Source organism: Arthrobacter sp. 10T425 (genome assembly GCF_056393985.1).
In genome coordinates this window covers 222107-239693 of record NZ_JBFTGZ010000007.1, presented here as the reverse complement: position 1 = coordinate 239693, position 17587 = coordinate 222107, and the positions used below count along the sequence as shown (strand labels likewise).

At 67.7% G+C, this 17587-nt stretch carries 12 protein-coding genes and 1 rRNA gene; 5 read left to right on the top strand and 8 right to left on the bottom strand.

Translation table 11 applies throughout. The annotated features are described in order from the left end of the window. The 4 genes from rrf to AC1DDH_RS10830 form a co-directional block, all read left to right on the top strand. A 5S ribosomal RNA gene (gene rrf / locus AC1DDH_RS10845) occupies positions 1-87 on the top strand; the annotation flags it as partial. 316 nt (positions 88-403) lie between these two features. After that, on the top strand, positions 404-1906 hold the full coding sequence (locus AC1DDH_RS10840) for a CBM96 family carbohydrate-binding protein (RefSeq protein ID WP_476955420.1): 1503 nt from the start codon (positions 404-406) through the stop codon (positions 1904-1906). A 136-nt stretch (positions 1907-2042) separates the two neighbouring features. Then, complete coding sequence (locus AC1DDH_RS10835; protein WP_476947267.1) at positions 2043-2903, top strand: SDR family NAD(P)-dependent oxidoreductase; 861 nt, start codon at positions 2043-2045, stop codon at positions 2901-2903. An 82-nt stretch (positions 2904-2985) separates the two neighbouring features. Continuing rightward, positions 2986-3288: an excalibur calcium-binding domain-containing protein gene (locus AC1DDH_RS10830; protein ID WP_476955419.1), complete on the top strand. Its 303-nt coding sequence runs from the start codon at positions 2986-2988 to the stop codon at positions 3286-3288. Positions 3289-3518: 230 nt separating this feature from the next. On the opposite strand, the gene AC1DDH_RS10825 is transcribed toward AC1DDH_RS10830, so the two are convergent. From AC1DDH_RS10825 to AC1DDH_RS10800, 6 genes are all read right to left on the bottom strand, one after another. Continuing rightward, positions 3519-5336, bottom strand: a complete 1818-nt coding sequence (locus AC1DDH_RS10825; RefSeq protein WP_476955418.1) for a putative bifunctional diguanylate cyclase/phosphodiesterase — start codon at positions 5334-5336, stop codon at positions 3519-3521. A gap of 146 nt (positions 5337-5482) precedes the next feature. Then, a complete protein-coding gene (locus AC1DDH_RS10820) occupies positions 5483-7618 on the bottom strand; it encodes a putative bifunctional diguanylate cyclase/phosphodiesterase (protein WP_476955417.1) in 2136 nt (711 codons plus the stop codon). Positions 7619-7721: 103 nt separating this feature from the next. Continuing rightward, positions 7722-9995: a putative bifunctional diguanylate cyclase/phosphodiesterase gene (locus AC1DDH_RS10815; RefSeq protein WP_476955416.1), complete on the bottom strand. Its 2274-nt coding sequence runs from the start codon at positions 9993-9995 to the stop codon at positions 7722-7724. 148 nt (positions 9996-10143) lie between these two features. Then, the gene (locus tag AC1DDH_RS10810; protein WP_476856636.1) at positions 10144-11316 is read right to left on the bottom strand and encodes a glycosyltransferase family 4 protein; all 1173 of its coding nucleotides are present in this window, start codon (positions 11314-11316) and stop codon (positions 10144-10146) included. Positions 11317-11702: 386 nt separating this feature from the next. Beyond that, positions 11703-11942 (bottom strand): hypothetical protein, encoded by a 240-nt coding sequence (locus AC1DDH_RS10805; RefSeq protein ID WP_143264731.1) that lies wholly within the window; start codon positions 11940-11942, stop codon positions 11703-11705. A 66-nt stretch (positions 11943-12008) separates the two neighbouring features. Next, complete coding sequence (locus tag AC1DDH_RS10800) at positions 12009-13445, bottom strand: flotillin family protein (protein WP_476859199.1); 1437 nt, start codon at positions 13443-13445, stop codon at positions 12009-12011. A gap of 355 nt (positions 13446-13800) precedes the next feature. Here AC1DDH_RS10800 and AC1DDH_RS10795 point away from each other — a divergent pair, with 355 nt between their 5' ends. Continuing rightward, the gene (locus AC1DDH_RS10795; RefSeq protein WP_476955415.1) at positions 13801-15297 is read left to right on the top strand and encodes a phenylacetate--CoA ligase family protein; all 1497 of its coding nucleotides are present in this window, start codon (positions 13801-13803) and stop codon (positions 15295-15297) included. A gap of 32 nt (positions 15298-15329) precedes the next feature. Here the strand turns inward: AC1DDH_RS10795 and AC1DDH_RS10790 are convergent, their stop codons facing one another. Further along, positions 15330-16265, bottom strand: a complete 936-nt coding sequence (locus tag AC1DDH_RS10790; RefSeq protein ID WP_476955414.1) for an HNH endonuclease — start codon at positions 16263-16265, stop codon at positions 15330-15332. Next, a complete protein-coding gene (locus AC1DDH_RS10785; protein WP_476955413.1) occupies positions 16262-17488 on the bottom strand; it encodes a serine hydrolase domain-containing protein in 1227 nt (408 codons plus the stop codon). Before AC1DDH_RS10785 ends, AC1DDH_RS10790 begins: the two co-directional genes overlap by 4 nt. Positions 17489-17587 lie beyond the last annotated feature (99 nt).

Sequence of the window (17587 nt, the reverse complement as noted above, 5' to 3'; positions counted from 1 at the left end):
GGTCCCATCCCGAACCCGGAAGCTAAGACCCACAGCGCCGATGGTACTGCACCCGGGAGGGTGTGGGAGAGTAGGTCACCGCCGGAACACCATTAACGGTCGAGGACCCCCACCACACGTGGGGGTCCTCCCGCATTTAACGACCCATAACCCCAACTGACTGGCAGCAGGGGCCGTTTTGGAGGCTCAGAACGGCCCCTGCTGCGAGTCAGTTGGCCATGCGTAAGAACCATGGAAAAACCTTGGGCATGTCCTTAATCGATGGAGACCTTGGGAATACCTTTAAACCGCCGGCTATTTTGGTCATGCGCATTGAGAGGCCGGATTTGACCGGCTAGGGTTTGGATTCCTACGGACCACTAAGGCGCAGGGTGCGTCGACCGGACCTTATAGGAGTCCCGCGATGCGCGTAGATCCTGGATTCGCCTTGGGCAAGAAGGCAACTAAGGGGCATCGGTTTGCCCGGTCCTTTGTGGGGCGCCGAGGGATTTCCCTGGCGTCAGTTGTCTTCCTGGTGGCTGCCACAATTTCCCTTATTGCCGGCCCCGCAGAAGCCGCCACTTTGACCTTTTCTACCACGGCCGATGCCGTCGTGAAGCGTGACAGTCCCACTATCAATTTCCGCACGGCGACGGGCCTCAAGGCTGATAATTCGCCGGTCGAAATGATCTTCCTCAAGCTCACGGTAACCGGCACCGCCGGCAGTACCGTGACTGGCGCCAAGCTCCGGCTGTTCGCTACGGATCCATCCAACTCGGGCGGCCAAGTCCGACGGGTCCTCAACAACTCCTGGAGTGAGAACACGATCACGTTCAACAACGCGCCCGTTGCGGAAACGCCGATTGTGGCTTCGCGCGGCGCTGTTGCCGATAACACCTATGTCGAGTTCGATCTCTTCGGCGCGATTAAGGGTGACGGGACCTATTCGTTTCGCATCAGCAACACATCCTCTGACGGCGTCATTTACAGTTCCAAGGAAACTTCCGTCACCACGCAACGGCCTCGATTGACCGTCACCACGAACGCGACGCCGCCGCCACCTCCTCCGCCGCCACCGCCGCCGCCTCCGCCCCCCGGCGACAACCCGTGTGGCACGGCGACCGCCCCTCCGGCAAAGTACGACCACGTCATGTGGGTGCTCTTTGAGAACAAGACCTATTCACAGGTCATCGGGAACGCCAGCGCGCCGTACATGAGTACAAAGGCGAACCAGTGCGCCTCGGTTTCCACCTGGGCTGACGCCGGCCTGGGACTGCCCTCGTTGCCGAGCTATCTGGCCATGACCTCCGGCAGCACGCAGGGCGTCACGTCCGATTCGAGCCCGAGCGGCCTGCCGCCCATTACGGCCGACAATATCTTTCGGCAGGTGCGTACGTCCGGCCAGTCCTATAAGAGCTATATGGAGGACATGCCGTCGAATTGCCGGCTGAGCGCGTCCGGCCTGTATGCCGAGCGGCACAACCCCGAAATCTACTACCAAGGGACGGGGGACAGGGCGGCATGCGCGGTCAACAATGTGCCCCTGGGCACCGTGAGCGCCGGGCAGCTGGCGGGCGACCTCGCCAACAACACATTGCCGAATTTCTCCGTGGTGGTGCCGAATGTTTGCAATGACATGCATGACTGCAGCGTCGCGACGGGCGACACCTGGCTCTCGCAATGGCTGCCGGTCATCCTAAACAGCCAAAGCTACCGGGCGGGACGCGCGGCGATATTCGTGCTCTTTGACGAAGATACTCCGGTACCCAATTTCGTGGTGGCACCATCCGTGGTCCCGGGTACCGTTATCCAGGGCAACTACAGCCACTACTCGCTGCTCCGGACCACCGAAGAAATGCTGGCCATCAGCCTGAAGTTGCAGAACGCCGGCACGGCCCTGAGTTTCCGGTCGCCGCTGCGCATCTAGGCGCTGCGGGGGATTCCCAGCAGAGTCTCGGAAAGCTCCCGGCTCCGGCGGAACGAACTCCCAGTTGCACTCGTTAGAATTCGACGGGGCTGGATTCCCAAAGACCAGCCCATCGCATCGTTCTAAGGACACCTCAATGCCCGAGCGCACTATCGTCATCACCGGAGCCAGCGACGGCATCGGCGCGTCCGCCGCGCGGACCTTCGCCCGGCAGGGGGAACGTGTGGTCGTCGTCGGGCGTTCCGCGCAAAAGACCGAGGCGATCGCGAACGAAATCGGCGCCGATTTCTTTGTCAGCGACTTCGCCGACCTTGCCCAGGTGCGGACCCTGGCCACGCAGCTGAAGGAAAAGTACCCGCGGATCGACGTCCTGGCGAACAACGCCGGCGGCATCATGGGGCCCCGTGAGCTCACCGTGGACGGCCACGAGAAAACCTTCCAGGTCAACCACCTGGCCCCGTTCCTGCTCACCACCGAGCTGATCGAGGTGCTGACCGCCAGCCAGGCCACCGTCATCAACACCTCAAGCGTCGCGAATTCGCTCTTCGCCAAGTTCGACATCGACGACCTCGACGCGGCCAAGAGCTACTCCACCAACCGCGCCTACGGCAACGCCAAACTCGCCAACATCCTCTTCACCGCCGAACTCCACAACCGCTACAACACCGAGGGAATCTCGACGGCGGCGTTCCACCCCGGCGGCGTGGCCACCAACTTCGCGGCCGACTCCACGAGCCCCATGCGCCTGGCCTACAAGTCCTTCCTCAAGCGCTTCATGCTGACCCCTGACCAGGGCGCGGACACCCTTGTGTGGCTCGCCAACGCCACCCCTGGCCACGACTGGATCTCCGGTGCTTACTATGCCAAGCGGACGCTCTCCAAGGCCAACAGGCAGGCCTACGACGCGGGCCTGGCCAAGGCCCTGTGGCAGCGCAGCGAGGCGATGGTGGCCCAGGACCTCGACAAGCTGGACCAGGGCTCGGATCACGGCGCCTGAGCCTGACCGGAAACGCCGAATTCGTGGGTTAGCATTTTCCTGCCCCTCGCCGATCCGCGGCCGAGGGCTTCTACCTGGGGGAGTGCTCTCAAACGTGCGCCTGAAGAAATTGCTTATCGCGTCCCTGGCGGCATCCGCCGTCGTCCTGAGCGCTACGGCCGTGCCGGCATCCGCCGCGCCCGCGCCGAAGTCGTACAAGAACTGCACGGAGCTGAACAAGGTCTACCCGCACGGCGTCGGCAAGAAGGGCGCCCGCGACAAGACCAGCGGAAAGCCGGTCACCACGTTCCGCGTCGACAACACCCTGTACAGCCTCAACGACGGCGGTTTCCGCCAGTACGATCTCGACCGCGACAACGACGGCATCGCCTGCGAAAAGCGCTGATATGACCAGTCGGGATCCTCGCCAACGGCGGGGATCCCGACTGCTTTAAGCGGCTACGGCCCCGGGACTCTGACTCTTGGGGCCGGCCCGGACCATCCAACTAATTGCCACGAACGGCCGCTAAGCCATGATGCTTAGCGGCCGTTTGCGTCCAATGGCGGAGGGCGGCGGCGACAACGCGACCCGCCCGGACGGCCAGCGGCCGGCCTGACGTCAGCCAGCCCGCCCGCCTACCGCGCGGCGTCGACCTTGTCCAGGGCGTTCAGGGCGCTCTCCATGGTCCCGGCCAAGTGGCTGGCAGGGGCCGGCTTGGCGAACAGGTAGCCCTGCAGGGAGTCGCAGCCGCGGTCCATCAGGTACTTGGCCTGCGCGGGAGTCTCGATGCCTTCCGCCGTGACTTTCAGGCCGAGGGCATGCGCTGCGCTGATCATGGTGGCGAAGAACGGGAGCTGTTCCTGGCCGGTCTTGATCATGGCCACGAAGGAGCGGTCGATCTTGACCTTGTCCAGGGGCAGTTCCTGGAGCCGGCCGAGCGTGGAATACCCGGTGCCGAAGTCGTCCATGGCAATCCGGACGCCGGCGCCGCGCAGCTGCCGCAGCTGGCCCAGCACGTCCGAGGAAGCGTCGAAGAAAACGCTCTCCGTCAGCTCAAGCGTGAGCTGGCGCGGGTCTACGCCCGTGGACGCGGCAATCGCCAGCACGTCCGCGGCGAAGTCCCGGTGCTGGAACTGCAGGCCCGAGACGTTCACGGCGACGCTGTAGGCAGGATCGCCGGCCAGCCAGGGCCGGATCTCGGCGCAGGCACGGCGCAGGACCTCGTCGCCGATCTCGCGGATCAGGCCGCTCTGCTCCGCGACGGGCAGGAACTGGTTCGGCGGCACCAGCCGCCCGTGCCGTTCCCACCGCGCGAACGCCTCGAACTGCACCACCGAACCGATGCCGGGAGAGACCACGGGCTGGTAGTGCACCGAGATCTGGCCCAGTTCGACGGCGCGCCGCAGCCCGGAATCGCCGTCGGCCTTGTGGGCCGCGGTGTTCAGCATCTCCGGCCGGAACCGCATCCAGTTGTTCTTCCCGGCAGCCTTCGCCGCGGTCATGGCGGCGTCGGCCTGCCGCAGCAGTTCCGCGCCGTCCAGCGTCTGCCCCGACTTTGACGCCAGGCCCATGCTGACGCCGGGCCGGACCATGGAGCCGCCCACGCGCAGGGGGGCGTAGAGGGACTCGGCGATCCGCTTGGCCACCGCGTCCGCGTTGAGGCATTCGGTGAGCAGCACCGCGAACTCGTCGCCGCCGAGCCGGGCCACCGTGTCATGCGGGCGTACGCAGTTGCGCAGCCTGGATGCCACCTCCACCAGCAGTTCATCGGCCGCGGAGCGTCCCAGCACGTCATTGAGGTGCTTGAAGTCATCGAGGTTCAGCAGCAGGATGTCCACCGGATCCGGGCGGCGCAGGGCCGCGGCGAGCCGCTCGTTGAAGAGGGGGCCGTTGGGCAGCGCCGTCAAGGGGTCGCGGAGCGAGCCCGCCTTGAGTTCGTCGTCGTGCTCGGCAAACGCCGCAGGAGCGGCAGCCGCTGGACCTCCGGAAAGTGAAGCTCCCGCTGCACCGGAAGTACGACGGCGGGCAAAGTCGCCGCTGAGGGTGCGCCCGGCGCTGCCGGCGCCCGGGTTCCGCCCTGCGGCGCCGCGGATGGAGAGGGCCACGGATGTTCCGGCGTCGGCTGCTCCGGCCGCGGCGGGGACCAGCGAGCAGGTGATTTCAACGGGGAGTTCCGTGCCGTCGGCGCGGCGGCCTGAGCCAGCGAACGGGGAGCCTGGGGGCGGGGAGCCGGGGCTTGCGGACTTGGCCAGCCCGGCCAGGACGCCGTGAAATTTCTCCCGCGAGGCCTCGGCCAGGAGCATGCTGTGGTCCGCGCCGAGCAGTTGCGCCCGCGGGTAGCCGAAGAGCCGTTCCGCGGCCGCATTGAGGAAGGAAATGGCTCCGTCCTCGGCGACCAGCAAAAGTGCGTCCGGGCTGTACTCCAGCAGTTGTTGTGCGAAACCAGCTTCCACGATGTCTAACAGCCCCCCGGCGATGAATACGGATAGCGGGCACCTTGCGGAGAGCAGGCGCACTGCGCTGACTGAATCATATGCGGTGCGGGCTCCCCGGACGGGATGGCCATCATGCCGCAATCAAATGTGTCGAACGGCCCCTGCTACCCGGGCAGCGGCACGCCCTCGAGGTCGGCGATGGCCGCCGCGGAGTTCCGGACCGCGCGGTGCCTGGCCGCCCCGGGTTCCGGGCGGGAGAAGAGGAAGCCCTGCAGGGCATCGCAGCCGTGGTCCATGAGATAGCGTGCCTGGGCCGGTGTCTCGATGCCCTCGGCCGTGACCTTCAGCCCCAGGCTCCGGGCCATGTGGATCATGGAGGTGAGGATGGGCAGCTTTTCGACGCCGGTCTGCAGCATCGACACGAAGGACTTGTCGATCTTCACCACATCCACCGGCAGGTCCTGCAGGCGGCCCAGCGAGGAATAGCCGGTCCCGAAGTCGTCCAGGGCCACCCGGATGCCGGCCTCGCGAAGGGTCTCGAGCTGGCCGATCACGTGGGAATGGGCGTCGAAGAACACGCTCTCGGTCACCTCCAGGACCAGCTGGCGCGGGTCCACGCCGCTCCACGCCGCAATGTCCAGGACGCGCTCGGCGAAGTCCCGGTGCTGCAGCTGCACGCCGGAGACGTTGACGGCCACGCTCCGGAACGGGTCCTCCCCGAGCCACGGGGCGAGCTCGGTGCAGCTGCGCCTGAGCACCTCGGCGCCGATTTCCCGGATCAGGCCGCTGCGTTCGGCGGTCTCGATGAACTCGTCCGGCGGAATCAGCTCGCCGTCCCACTCCCAGCGGGCCAGGGCCTCGAACTGCACCACCTCGAGCCTGTCACTGGAGATGACGGGCTGGTAGTGGACGGTGATCTGCCCCAGTTCCACCGCCCGGCGCAGCCCGGCCGTGAGCTGGGTGCGCTCCAGCAGCGCGGCCAGCATCTCGGGCCGGAAGTGCACATAGCAGTTCTTCCCGGCCTCCTTGGCCGCGTACATGGCCAGGTCCGCCTGCCGGAGCAGCTCCGACGACGTCTCGGTGCCGGCGTCGCGCGATGCCACGCCGAGGCTCAGGCCGGGCCGCATGAGGGTTCCCTCGATGGAGACCGGGGCGTTCAGGGTGCTGACCACGCGCTGGGCCACGGTGTCGGCGTCCCGGCAGCCGACCAGCAGGACCACGAACTCGTCCCCGCCCAGCCGGGCGACGGTGCCGTGCGGACCCACGCAGTTCTGGAGCCGGCGGGAAATCTCGACCAGCATCTCGTCGCCGGCATGATGTCCCAGGACGTCGTTGACTTCCTTGAAGTCGTCCAGGTCCAGGAGCAGCACGTGTACCGGTTCCGGGGTCAGCAGTGCCGCGGCGGCCCGTTCGTTGAAGAGCATCCGGTTGGCCAGCCCGGTGAGCGGGTCCTGAAACGCGAGTTCCTTGAGCTTGCCCGCCTGCTCGGCCAGTTCGTCCATGGCGCGGCGGGCCTGGTCCTGGGCGCGCCGGCGTGAGGTGATGTCCCGGAAGTTCCAGATCCGTCCCACGATTGCGTCCGCCACCTTCTGCGGGCGCGAGTACAGCTCCACGGTGCGGCCGTCGGCGAACTCGAGGATGTCATGGCTCTGCATCAGGTTGTCCGCGTAGAGCGCTGCAACCTTTTGCAGGAAGGAGTCGGAATCCACCAGCTGGTCCGCGATGAACCGCACCAGCGCATCGGGGTCCTCGGCCGCGATCAGTTCCGGCGGCATGCCCCACAGCAACAGAAACTGGTCGTTGATCCCGGTGATTTGGCCTTCGCTGGAGAGCACGACGATACCGTCCGACGTCGATTCCAGCGTGGCGTCCACGAGGGAGAGGGCCAGCCGGCGGCCGGAATCGGGGTCGTTGCGGTGCTCGGCGTCGCGGAGGGCTACCGCCATGGCCGTGCCGCCGTCGACGCTCACCAGCGAGCACGTGATCTCCAGGGCGAGGTCCGAACCGTCGCGGTGCAGTCCGGCGGCCGCGAACGGGCGGCTTCCGGCCGGGCTTTTGCGTCCCAGCCGGCCGAAGACCCGCAGGAAGCCGCTGTGGGCTTCCTCCGAGAGCAGGATGGTGTGCTGAACGCCGAGGAGTTCCTCGCGGGGGTATCCGAACAGCCGTTCCGCGGCCGAATTCACGAAGGCGATGGTCCCGTCCGCGGTCAGCAGCAGGAACGCATCAGGACCCTGCTCCAGCAGGTCTTCACCAAATCCAGTTCCCACGACGATACCGGCCCCCAAGCGACGGAAGTTCATAGAGCGATGATGTTCCCGGCCGAGGGCCCGGAGCAATGCGTTTCACTGAATCATAGGGTCCTTCGGCCCCGTGTCCAGCACCTCGGCCACGGAACTTTGCGGGTCACCGGTTGCCGGGCACCCGATCGCCCCGCAGCGCGGCGATGGCCAGGGCCGCCCGGTCCAGCGCGGGCTGGAGCGTGGCCTCCGGCTGGGGGCCTGAAAACAGGAAACCCTGCAGGGAATCGCAGTGCAGGCTCATCAGGTAGCGGGCCTGGGCGGCCGTTTCCACGCCCTCCGCGGTGACGGTCAGCCCCAGTCCGTGGGCCATCCCGATCATGGCGTTCAGGATGGGCAACCGCTCGGTGCCGGTGTTGATCATGGACACAAACGACTGGTCGATCTTCAGCGTGTCCACGGGCAGGCCCTGCAGGCGTCCCAGGGAGGAGAAGCCGGTGCCGAAGTCGTCCAGCGCCACTTGGGCGCCGGCCGCACGCAGGGTCATGAGCTGCTGGATGACGTGGCAGTCGTCTTCGAAGAAGACGCTCTCCGTGACCTCCAGGATCAGCTGGCGCGGGTCCACGCCACAGGATTCCGTCACGGCCATGACCAGCTCGGCGAAGTCCCCGTGCTGCAGCTGGACACCGGAGACGTTCACGGCCAGGGACCGGGTGGAGTCCTCGTCCAGCCAGGGCTTGAGCTCCGTGCAGCCGCGTAGCAGCACCTCGGTGCCGATCTCGACAATGAGGCCGCTGCGTTCCGCCGCCGGAATGAAATGCTTGGGCGGGACGAGCGCGCCGTCGCGCACCCAGCGAGCCAGGGCCTCGACCTTAGTCACGGTCCCGCTGCCGGCGGAGACGATCGGCTGGTAGTGGACGGCGATCTGTCCGCTGTCCACGGCGCGCCGCAGGCCGGCCTCGAGGTCGTTGCGGTCCACGAGGGCCTTCATCATCTCCGGCTTGAAGCGCATGTACCGGTTCTTCCCGGCAGTCTTCGCGGCGTACATCGCGACGTCGGCACGGCGCAGGAGCTCGGAGGCGTCCACGGCGGCCTCGCCGATCGAGGCGAGCCCCAGGCTGAGGCTGGGCCGCAGCATGGTGCCGTCGATCCACACCGGGACGCGCAGCGAGTCGACGATCCGGGCGGCGACCGCCTCGGGCTCCAGCGAGTCGAGCAGGAGCACCACGAACTCGTCGCCGCCCAGCCGGGCCACGATGTCGCTCGGGCGCACACACGCGCGCAGGCGCCGGCCGACCTCAATGAGCATCTGGTCCCCGGCGTGGTGGCCCAGGATGTCGTTGACTTCCTTGAAGTCGTCCAGGTCCAGGAGCAGGACGTCGACGGCGCCGCCGTGCTGGTCCGCCAGCGCGCTTGCGAGGCGGTCGTTGAACAGTTGGCGGTTGGACAGTCCGGTCAATCCGTCCCGGAACGCCAGCGCCGTCAGCTGCGCGGACTGTGCGGCGAGGTCGGCCATGGCCCGGGTGATCCGGTCCTGGGCCACCTTGGCCGCGGTCACATCCCGGAAGCTCCACACGCGTCCGACCACCTGGTCCGCGACTTTCTGCGGGCGGGAATAGCGTTCAAAAGTCCGGCCGTCGCGGAATTCCAGGATGTCGTGGCTTTCCGCCGAGGGGTCGGCGTAGAGGGCCTCGACCTTCTCGACGAACTGGGCCGGATCCTGCAACTGGTCCAGGACGAAGGCCATGACCGCCTCGTCCTCCCCGGTGGCCAGCATCTCCCGAGGGATGCCCCACATGGTGACGAACTGATTGTTGACGCCGGCGATCTCGCCGTCGCTGCTGACCACCAGGATGCCGTCGGCGGTGGATTCGAGCGTCGCGCTCAGCAGCGACATGGCCTCGCGGAGGCTGTCATCGTTCTCCGGCCGGTGCGAGGTGTCCCGGACCGCGGCGATCATGCTCGCGGTCCCTTTACCAGTCCCGTCCCGGGCGCCTGTACCGGTGAAGAAAATAGATCCGGCCACCTCGGCCTGGAACTCCGTACCGTCCCGCCGCACCCCGTAAGCCTCCACGGGAGCAGTGTCAGTGTCAGTTTCGGCGGCAGCGGCGTCGCCGTCGGGGTGGGCGCCGCGGCGGAGGTTGAAGAACAGCCGCTCGAGGCCGTTCCGGAACCCCTCGGCCAGGAGCATGCGGTGGTCCGAGCCCACGAGTTCCTCGCGAACGTACCCGAACATGCGCTCCGCGGCGGTGTTGACCATCCTGATGGTCCCGTCCTCGGCCACCACCAGCAGGGCGTCGGGGCTGGATTCCACCAGGTCCCCGTAGCCCGGGACCGCGGCGGATACTTCCTGGGGGACTGTCGTTGGGACTGTGCCGGGGGCTTCCTCCGGGTACGACGACGCCGTCACCCGGCTACCGCCGTGCGAACCTGAGACCACCAACGAGACATTTAGAACCCTCCCATCGGGAAATCATAGGCGCCGGAAGCCTCCCTTGGGTGTCAAGAGGGTGTCAACACGTGGGCGGGGCCGAATCCGTGTCCGTGGCGGAGGACCAACCGCCCAGTTGCGCTATCACCTAGGGTGCTTAAAACCCCGGTTTGGCAGCCCTAAGTGATAGGGCAACGCGGGGGGAGCGGCCCACCTGGGACTCGCCGATCACGGCCCTGTAGTGGCCAACGAGTTCGGCGCCGAGCACGGACCACGTCCGGCCCTGGACCGAGGCGTGCGCGGCCACGGCGAACGCTCGGCGCTTGGCGTCGTCGCCCATCAGGTCCATCACCCGGGCACGGAACCCGGCGAGGTCGCCGGGCTCGTACAGCCAGCCGGTCCGCGAGTTCTCCACGAGGTCCAGCGGGCCGCCGCGGCCCGTGGCCACCACCGGCACCCCGGACGCCATGGCCTCCTGGATGGTCTGGCAAAAGGTCTCGAACTCGCCGGGATGGACGAAGAGATCGAAGGAGGCCACGGCCCGGGCGAGGTGGTCGCCGCCGAGGAAACCGGTGAAGACCGCCCGCGGCAGGGCAGCTTCCAGGGCGGCCCGCTGGGGCCCGTCGCCGATGATCACCAGCCGGGTCCCGGGAACATCCGCCAGCACCGCCAGATCCTCCACCTGCTTCTCGGCCGCCAGCCGGCCCACGTAGCCGATGAGGCGCTCGCCGCCGGGCGCCACGGCAGCCCGCCAGCCGGCGTCGCGCTTCGCGGGGTTGAACCGCTGCGTGTCCACGCCGCGCCGCCACATGTCCACGCGCGGAATGCCGCGGCCGCGGAGCTGGTTGAGCGCGAACGTGGAAGGGACCAGGGTGCGCGAGGCCAGCAGGTGGATCTGGTCCACCCGGTTCCAGGCCCAGTTCTCCAGGAAGGGGACGCCGTAGCGGCCCGCATAGCCGGGGACCTCGGTCTGGTAGATGGCGACCGTGGGGATGCCGAGCTGGTGGGCGGCCTGCGCTGCCCGCCAGCCGAGCACGAACGGGGACGCGAGGTGCACGACGTCGGGCGCGTAGTCGGCAAGGATTCGCTTGACCCGATACACACCGCCCATCGCCACCCGCAGATTCGCGTAGCCGGCCAGCGGGACCGAGGGGAGCCGGAGGACGTGGGCGCCATAGACCTCGTCCTGTACATCCGTGTCCTGCGTGGACGGTGCGATTACCAGCACCTCGTCCCCGCGCTCGTGCAGATGCTCCAGCACGCGCAGGATGGAGTGGGTGACCCCGTTCATGAGCGGCAGGAATGATTCGGCGACGATTGCGATCCTCACCCCTCCACGGTGCGGGCGGCGGTTTGCGGTGCGGGGGAGCAGGCGTGGCCGGGAGGGGAAGAGTGGGTAAACAGGTGGGCGAACTCAGGAGGGAACCGCCACAGGGCGCGCGGATAGGCGGACGGTTGCCGGGAACTAGTCAGGCACCCTCTCGTGGGCGCAGTTCATCGCGGCCATGCGTCCACGGCGCAAACCCTACGAAGCAGCGGTGCCGGATGGCATGACGAAAGTCGAGCTACAGCGGGTCGGGCCAGTTGCCGACCGGGAAGCGGGCACGGATGCCGGAAACCGGACCGCAACGCGCACGCTTGTTGCCTTCCATCAGAAATACCTCCAGAGGCTACGGAACTTCAGAATACGCCCGTCGCCTCCTACCGTCCAGAGGGTCAATCGGCCTTGAGGACATCCGGAAGTTCGTCCACAAACACCGTCTGCGGCGGTTCAAAATAGATGACCAGGACCTGCTCGCCCACGGCGAAAACGCTGGTCTTATCGAAGGGGTGCGCGTGGAACGCACTGGTTCCGCCGCGGACCGGCAGCATGACCTCGCCGATGGTGCCCGGGCCGATCCGTCCGGTGACGCGGCCGATCTTTCCGGTCAGGCTCCGGTCAACATCCTTATGCATCAGAACCCCAGTACATCAGAATCCCAGTACATCAGGTCCTCCGGCTCTCCGCGCGCATTCCCGCCCCTACGCCTCAGGCGCCTTCGCCGGCCGTTTGCCGCCATCCCGGGTGTTTTTGAGGGCCGTGGAGAGCGCCGGGAGGTAGTCGCCCACCTGTGCCAAAATCCCGCCGATCATCCGGTTGACCCCTTCGCCGCCGTTGAGAACGGTCATCTGGCCGACGTGCGCGAACGGCTCGGCCGCCGCCGCCACGATCGCCGGCATGTTCTCGGCGAGCTGCTGGGAGATGACGGCGTCCTGGTTGGTGCCCAGTGCTTCGGCGCGGGCCTTGATGCCATCTGCCTCTGCCAGTGCCTTGGCTTTGATGGCGGAGGCGGCGGCATCGCCGCGGGCCTTCGTGGCGGCGGCCTCGGCCTCACCGGTGACCTTGGTGGCCCCGGCCGCGGCTGCTGCCGCCGTCGCGTTCGCCTGGGCCTGCACCTCGGTCCGCCGGGCGTTGGCCTGGGCCTCGAGCTCGGTGCGCCGGGCCAGCGCCTCGGCAGCGCTGATGTCCGCGGATTTCTGGCCTTCCGCGTCGGTGCGCTTGGCGTAGGCCCTCGCGTCGGCGGGCTTGCGGACGGTGGTCTGCAGTTTTTGTTCCTCCCGGTCGGCCTCGAGCTTGGCCACCTCGGTTTCCTGGACCACCACCTGCTGGCGCGCCGTGGCGTCGGCCAGTGGCCCGGCCTGGGCCGCGTTCGCCTTGGCGCGCTCGGCATTGGCCTGCGCCTCGGACTGCCGGATGGCGGACAAGCTCCGGGCATCGGCAATCAAGGCCTCGGCCTCCGCTTCCTTTTCCGCCGCCTCGCGGTTCCGGGTGGCCTCCGCGATGCGGGCCTCCATCTTGACCATGGCGATGTGCGGTTTGGCGATGTTCTGGATGTAGCCCGTGGGGTCCTGGAGGTCCTTGATCTGCAGCGAGTCGACGACGAGGCCCAGCTTCTCCATTTCCACGCCGCTGGCGCTGCGGACCTGGGAGGCCAGCTTGTCGCGCTCGCGGATGATTTCCTCGACCGTCATGCTGCCGATGATCGAACGCAGGTGGCCTTCGAAGACGTTGTACACCTGGCTTTCCATCTTGGGCTGCTGGCCCAGGAACCGGCGCGCGGCGTTGGCAATGAACGGCGGGGCATCGCCGATCTTGTAGATGACCACGCCGTCGACAATCACCTGGATGCCCTGGGAGGTGACGCAGGAGACCTTGAGTTCGGTTTCGTTCAGCGTCAGGGACAGCGGCCGCACCGTCTGCAGGCCCGGCAGCACCAGGGCCCCCTTGCCCGTGACGATCTTGAAGTCCATCCCCTCACGGGTTTCCAGCGTGCCGCGCGTCAGGCCGGAGATAATGAGGGCCTCGTTCGGTTCCGCCACCTTCCACATCAGTTTTGTTGCCACCCAGATGACGCCGACGACGGCGACCGCCCCCAGGATGATCGAAATGAGCGGATACAAAAATGACAAGTCCGGCATAACCAGGTCCTTTCACGGCGGTGGAAAAGAAATTAAGCAAAGCCCCAAACGATGCTGCTGGTAGTCCCCGGCCGGCCTGGAGGCAGGAATTCCCACGCCGCCCAGCCAGCTGTTGTACACAGTCTGTGGTGCTTCCGGCCGGGAGTCCAGCAATTCGACGATGTCCGGGCATACGCCCAGGTCCCGCCGGTGCCTAAAGCCCCTGTTGGGAGCCTCCACCGCCGTGCCAGCGTGGAAGAGGGTGCGGGCTTTGAAGGGCGGATGAGCGTGCCTTCAGGGACGAACGGGAAGGGCAGACGCCAGGGGTACCGGACCCGTGAACGGGTGATGGGTGATGCGCGGCTCTCCTCTCGGGATGACACGGACGGCCGGGATCGCGTGGGACATCTGGCGGGCCGGTCGGGCAAGCCAGGATGAGATCGACCGCCGGCAGCGCGACCGGCTCGCTGCGCTGGTTGAGTGCGCACGGTCCTCTTCGCCCTTCTTCCGCAGGCTGTACCGGGACGTCCCGGACGTGGTCCCGGACTCAGCCATGGACCGGGCTAAGGATCTGGGCAGGTATTTAGGGGAGCTGCCCCCGGTGGGCAAGCGCGAGCTCGTGGAGAACTTCGATGACTGGGTGACGGATCCCCACATCACGCTCGCCGGGCTGAAGCAAGACCTGCTCGATGACCAGTCGCGGATCGGCGGCCTCTACCGCGGACAGTACCTCGTGGTGACGACGTCGGGGTCCACCGGTGAACCCGCGGTCCTGGTCCATGACCGGACCTCGCAGCTGGTGGCCAGTCTCCTGGGCCCGATCCGCGAACGGCGGACCCTGATGGCGGCCAAGGAGGCGCGGGCTTTCCTGCACCGGGGACTGCGGGCCGCGGCGCTGATTGCGGACGGGGACCACTTTGCCGGCGTCGTGCTGACCGAATCCGCGCGGCGGCGCAGCCCCCGCATCGCCCGCCGGGTGCGCGTATTCTCCGTGCTCGGGCCGCTCCGGGACCTCGTGGCGGACCTCAACGACTTCCAGCCGACAGTGCTTTACGGGTATCCGAGCGCCATGGTGCAATTGGCCGCCGAACAGAAGGCGGGACGGCTACGGATTCATCCGCTCCTGGCGGTCGCGTCCGGAGAGAGCCTGGCAGCCCACGCAGCGGCCGAGATCGAGGCGGCCCTCGGCTGCCGGGTCACTGAGCGATACCTTGCCTCGGAGGCGCTCGCCCTGACCAGCCGCTGCCGGCAGGGGCTGCTGCACGTCAACGCGGACTGGAACATCGTGGAACCAGTGGACGACGCCTTCCGGCCCGTCCCGCCGGGCGAACTCTCCCACACGGTGCTGGTCACCAACCTGGCCAACCGGGTCCAGCCACTCATCCGGTACAACCTTGGCGACCGGGTGCAGCTGGCTGCCGGCCCGTGCGCCTGCGGCAGCCCGTTTCCCACGCTGCGGGTCGAGGGCCGCAGCGGCGACGTGCTGAGCTTCGCTGCCGCCGACAAGGCAACGTTGGACGGCACAAGGTTGGACGGTCCAGGGTTGGACGGTGCAGTGCCGGACGGGGCAGTGGCGGACGGTGCAGGGTCGGACGGGAAAGTGGTCACCGTGCTGCCGTTGGCGCTGGGCACGGTGATCGAGGAGGCCGCCGGCGTCCGCCGGTTCCAGGCGATCCGCACCGGGCCGCGCTCGCTCACCGTGCGGCTCGAGCTCTGGCCGGATGCCGCGACGACGGCCGTGCGGACGGCGGTGGGGGAGCGCCTGGGTGCGTTCTTCGCGGCCCAGGGCGCCGCCGGCGTCGACGTCCGCTTTAGCGATGAGCCGCCCCGGCCGGACCGGAGCGGCAAGTTCCGCGAGGTGTGGTCCGCCTGAGCCGGCTGCTGCTGCCCCTGCTGTTAGGGCTGTTAGTGCTGTTCCAGGATCCGCCGGGCGTCCTGCTGGGCCTGGAGCTGCTCCGGGGTCACGGACTGTCCGGTCAGGAACCCGGCGGCGGCCATGATCCGGCGCAGCTCCGCGACGCTGCGCGGGGTCCGTACCCCGTGGTGCGCCATGGCGTGGCAGTTGGCGCAGAGCGGGACGAGGTCTGTGATGGGGTCCAGTTCATACCCGCTGCCCAGCTGTGACACCGGGACCAGGTGGTGGACCGGGATGAAGTCTTTGCCGATCTCGCCGTAGGCGATTTCAAACGAGAATCCGCACGCGGCGCAGCTGGTCCCGTGGTGGGCGACGCAGACCCGTCGGGCGTCCGGACTGTGTTCGTACTTGTTTACTTCGACCCGGGTGACCGCCGCCGCCGGGACGGTGCCGGGCACGGGCTGCGTGGGGTCAGCCGGCACCGGGCCAAACTCACCCCAGAGGCCGCGGAGCAGGGGCTCGACGGCGGGGTCGACGGCCAGCGCGGGACCATGAAGGGCTTCCCAGTCGATGCCGGGCACGGCCTCGGCGAGGACCCCGGTCGGGATCTGGTCGCCGGCGGGCAGGAGGGCGTCGAAGTCCACCTGGACGTAGAGCGGGGACGGGGCCTGTGCGCCGGGCTGTGCGTCGGCCTGCGCGCCGGCCGGTACGCCGGTCCGAGCGGCGCTCGCGGAGTCCGGTGCCTGGACGCGGGGAGCCGGCCGTTCCGCGACGATGATGCCGTGGCCGATCAGGCCGCGTCCGTGGCGGCCCTGGAGCACCAGCCACGCGTCCGTTCCGGCCGCGTTGCCGGCTCCGCTGTCGAGAGAGGTCCCGACGTCCCAGCTGGCCAGGTGCCGGCCGGTTTCGGCGACCTCTTCCAGCACGGCCGGGTAGGTCCAATCGTTCCATTCGTCGGGGTCCCAGACGAGGATGATTGCTGTCATCTGCCCATTGTCGCAGTGCCCGGACTGCCTGCGGCATTGTTGAGCGGCCCGGTCGGCCCGGTCATGCACGTGGCGTTGAGGGTGTCCTCCGCGATGGACTCCATTTGGTGCAGAATGTGGGTGTCCCCGCGTGGGAGCGGTTCCGGCGGGTAGGCCACGGCCATGGTGAGCTGCCGGGTTCCGTCCGCGCTGGTCATGGTGATGGTGCCGTAGCCGGGCACGTCGCCGGGATGGCCGTAGTAGAAGTCGTTGGTGCACAGATCGTTCCAGCGGACCACGCCGAGTCCGTACCTGGCGTAGAGCGGGCTCTCCATTTGCGTGATCGTCGCCGGCTTGAGCAGCTTGTTCTGCAGCAGCGCGCGGTAGAACGTATTCACGTCCGCCACGGAGGACACCATGCCGCCCGCGGCGTTGTCGATCTGGGCGGCCGGATAGGTGACGTCCAGTTGTTTGCGGTCCAGCGCGATGTAGCCGTGGACCATGGACGACGGCGCCGGCCCGGCCGCCGTCATCAAGGTCTGGCTCAAACCCAGCGGCTCGATGATGTCGGTGCTGATCACCTCGCCGATCCGCCGGCCGCTGAGGCGCTCGACGATCAGCGCCAGGGCAATGTAATTCGAGTTGGAGTACTCAAATCCCTGGGCCAGCTTCGCCTGCCAGGAGATCCGCCCCGCCATGGCCAGCAGATCCGCCAGGCTCACCTTGGTGGTCAGGGCTTCGCGCACTGTGGCCGGATCGAACAACGGCCCGTCCACCGACGGCATGCCGGAGCGGTGCTGCAGCAGCTGGCGGACCGTGACCGGTCCCGGCGGGTGCATCACCTTGTTGAACTCCGGCAGGTAGGTGCTGACCGGCGCGTCCAGTTCCAGCCGGCCCTCCTCGGCCAGTTTGAGCACGCAGACGGCCACCATGGACTTGGTGACCCCGCCGATGTGCACCGGGTCCGTTATCTCGGCCCGGGACGGGCTGTTCAGGTTTCGGACCCCGTAGGCCGCGGACCACTCGTCCCCGCCCACGCGGACCTGGATGAGGACGGCCGGGGCGCCCTCGTCGAGCAATCTCCTGCCGAACTGTTCGAGCACGGCCCGGTAGCCGGAATCGGGCGGCGCCGGCGCCGGCGGTTTCGGCCCGGGGACGCAGCCGCCGAGGGCGGCTGTAAGCACGACGGCGAGGATTGCGGCCGTGAACCGGCGGGATTTTTCGCGGATCCAGACCATCGGCATGAGGGTCCTTCTTGCAGGTCGGGAGTGCAGTCAGGGCAGGAAAACGCCCCCAGCCAGGCACAGTCCTAATGCTTGTGATGGTCCTCAGGCAGACATCAG

Excerpts from the sequence above, each read along its gene's own strand:
- AC1DDH_RS10800 (WP_476859199.1), bottom strand. The coding sequence starts at position 13,445 with ATGCCGGACTTGTCATTTTTGTATCCGCTCATTTCGATCATCCTGGGG.
- AC1DDH_RS10835 (WP_476947267.1), top strand. The coding sequence starts at position 2,043 with ATGCCCGAGCGCACTATCGTCATCACCGGAGCCAGCGACGGCATCGGC.
- AC1DDH_RS10795 (WP_476955415.1), top strand. The coding sequence starts at position 13,801 with ATGACACGGACGGCCGGGATCGCGTGGGACATCTGGCGGGCCGGTCGG.
- AC1DDH_RS10785 (WP_476955413.1), bottom strand. The coding sequence starts at position 17,488 with ATGCCGATGGTCTGGATCCGCGAAAAATCCCGCCGGTTCACGGCCGCA.
- AC1DDH_RS10805 (WP_143264731.1), bottom strand. The coding sequence starts at position 11,942 with ATGCATAAGGATGTTGACCGGAGCCTGACCGGAAAGATCGGCCGCGTC.
- AC1DDH_RS10840 (WP_476955420.1), top strand. The coding sequence starts at position 404 with ATGCGCGTAGATCCTGGATTCGCCTTGGGCAAGAAGGCAACTAAGGGG.
- AC1DDH_RS10820 (WP_476955417.1), bottom strand. The coding sequence starts at position 7,618 with ATGAACTTCCGTCGCTTGGGGGCCGGTATCGTCGTGGGAACTGGATTT.
- AC1DDH_RS10790 (WP_476955414.1), bottom strand. The coding sequence starts at position 16,265 with ATGACAGCAATCATCCTCGTCTGGGACCCCGACGAATGGAACGATTGG.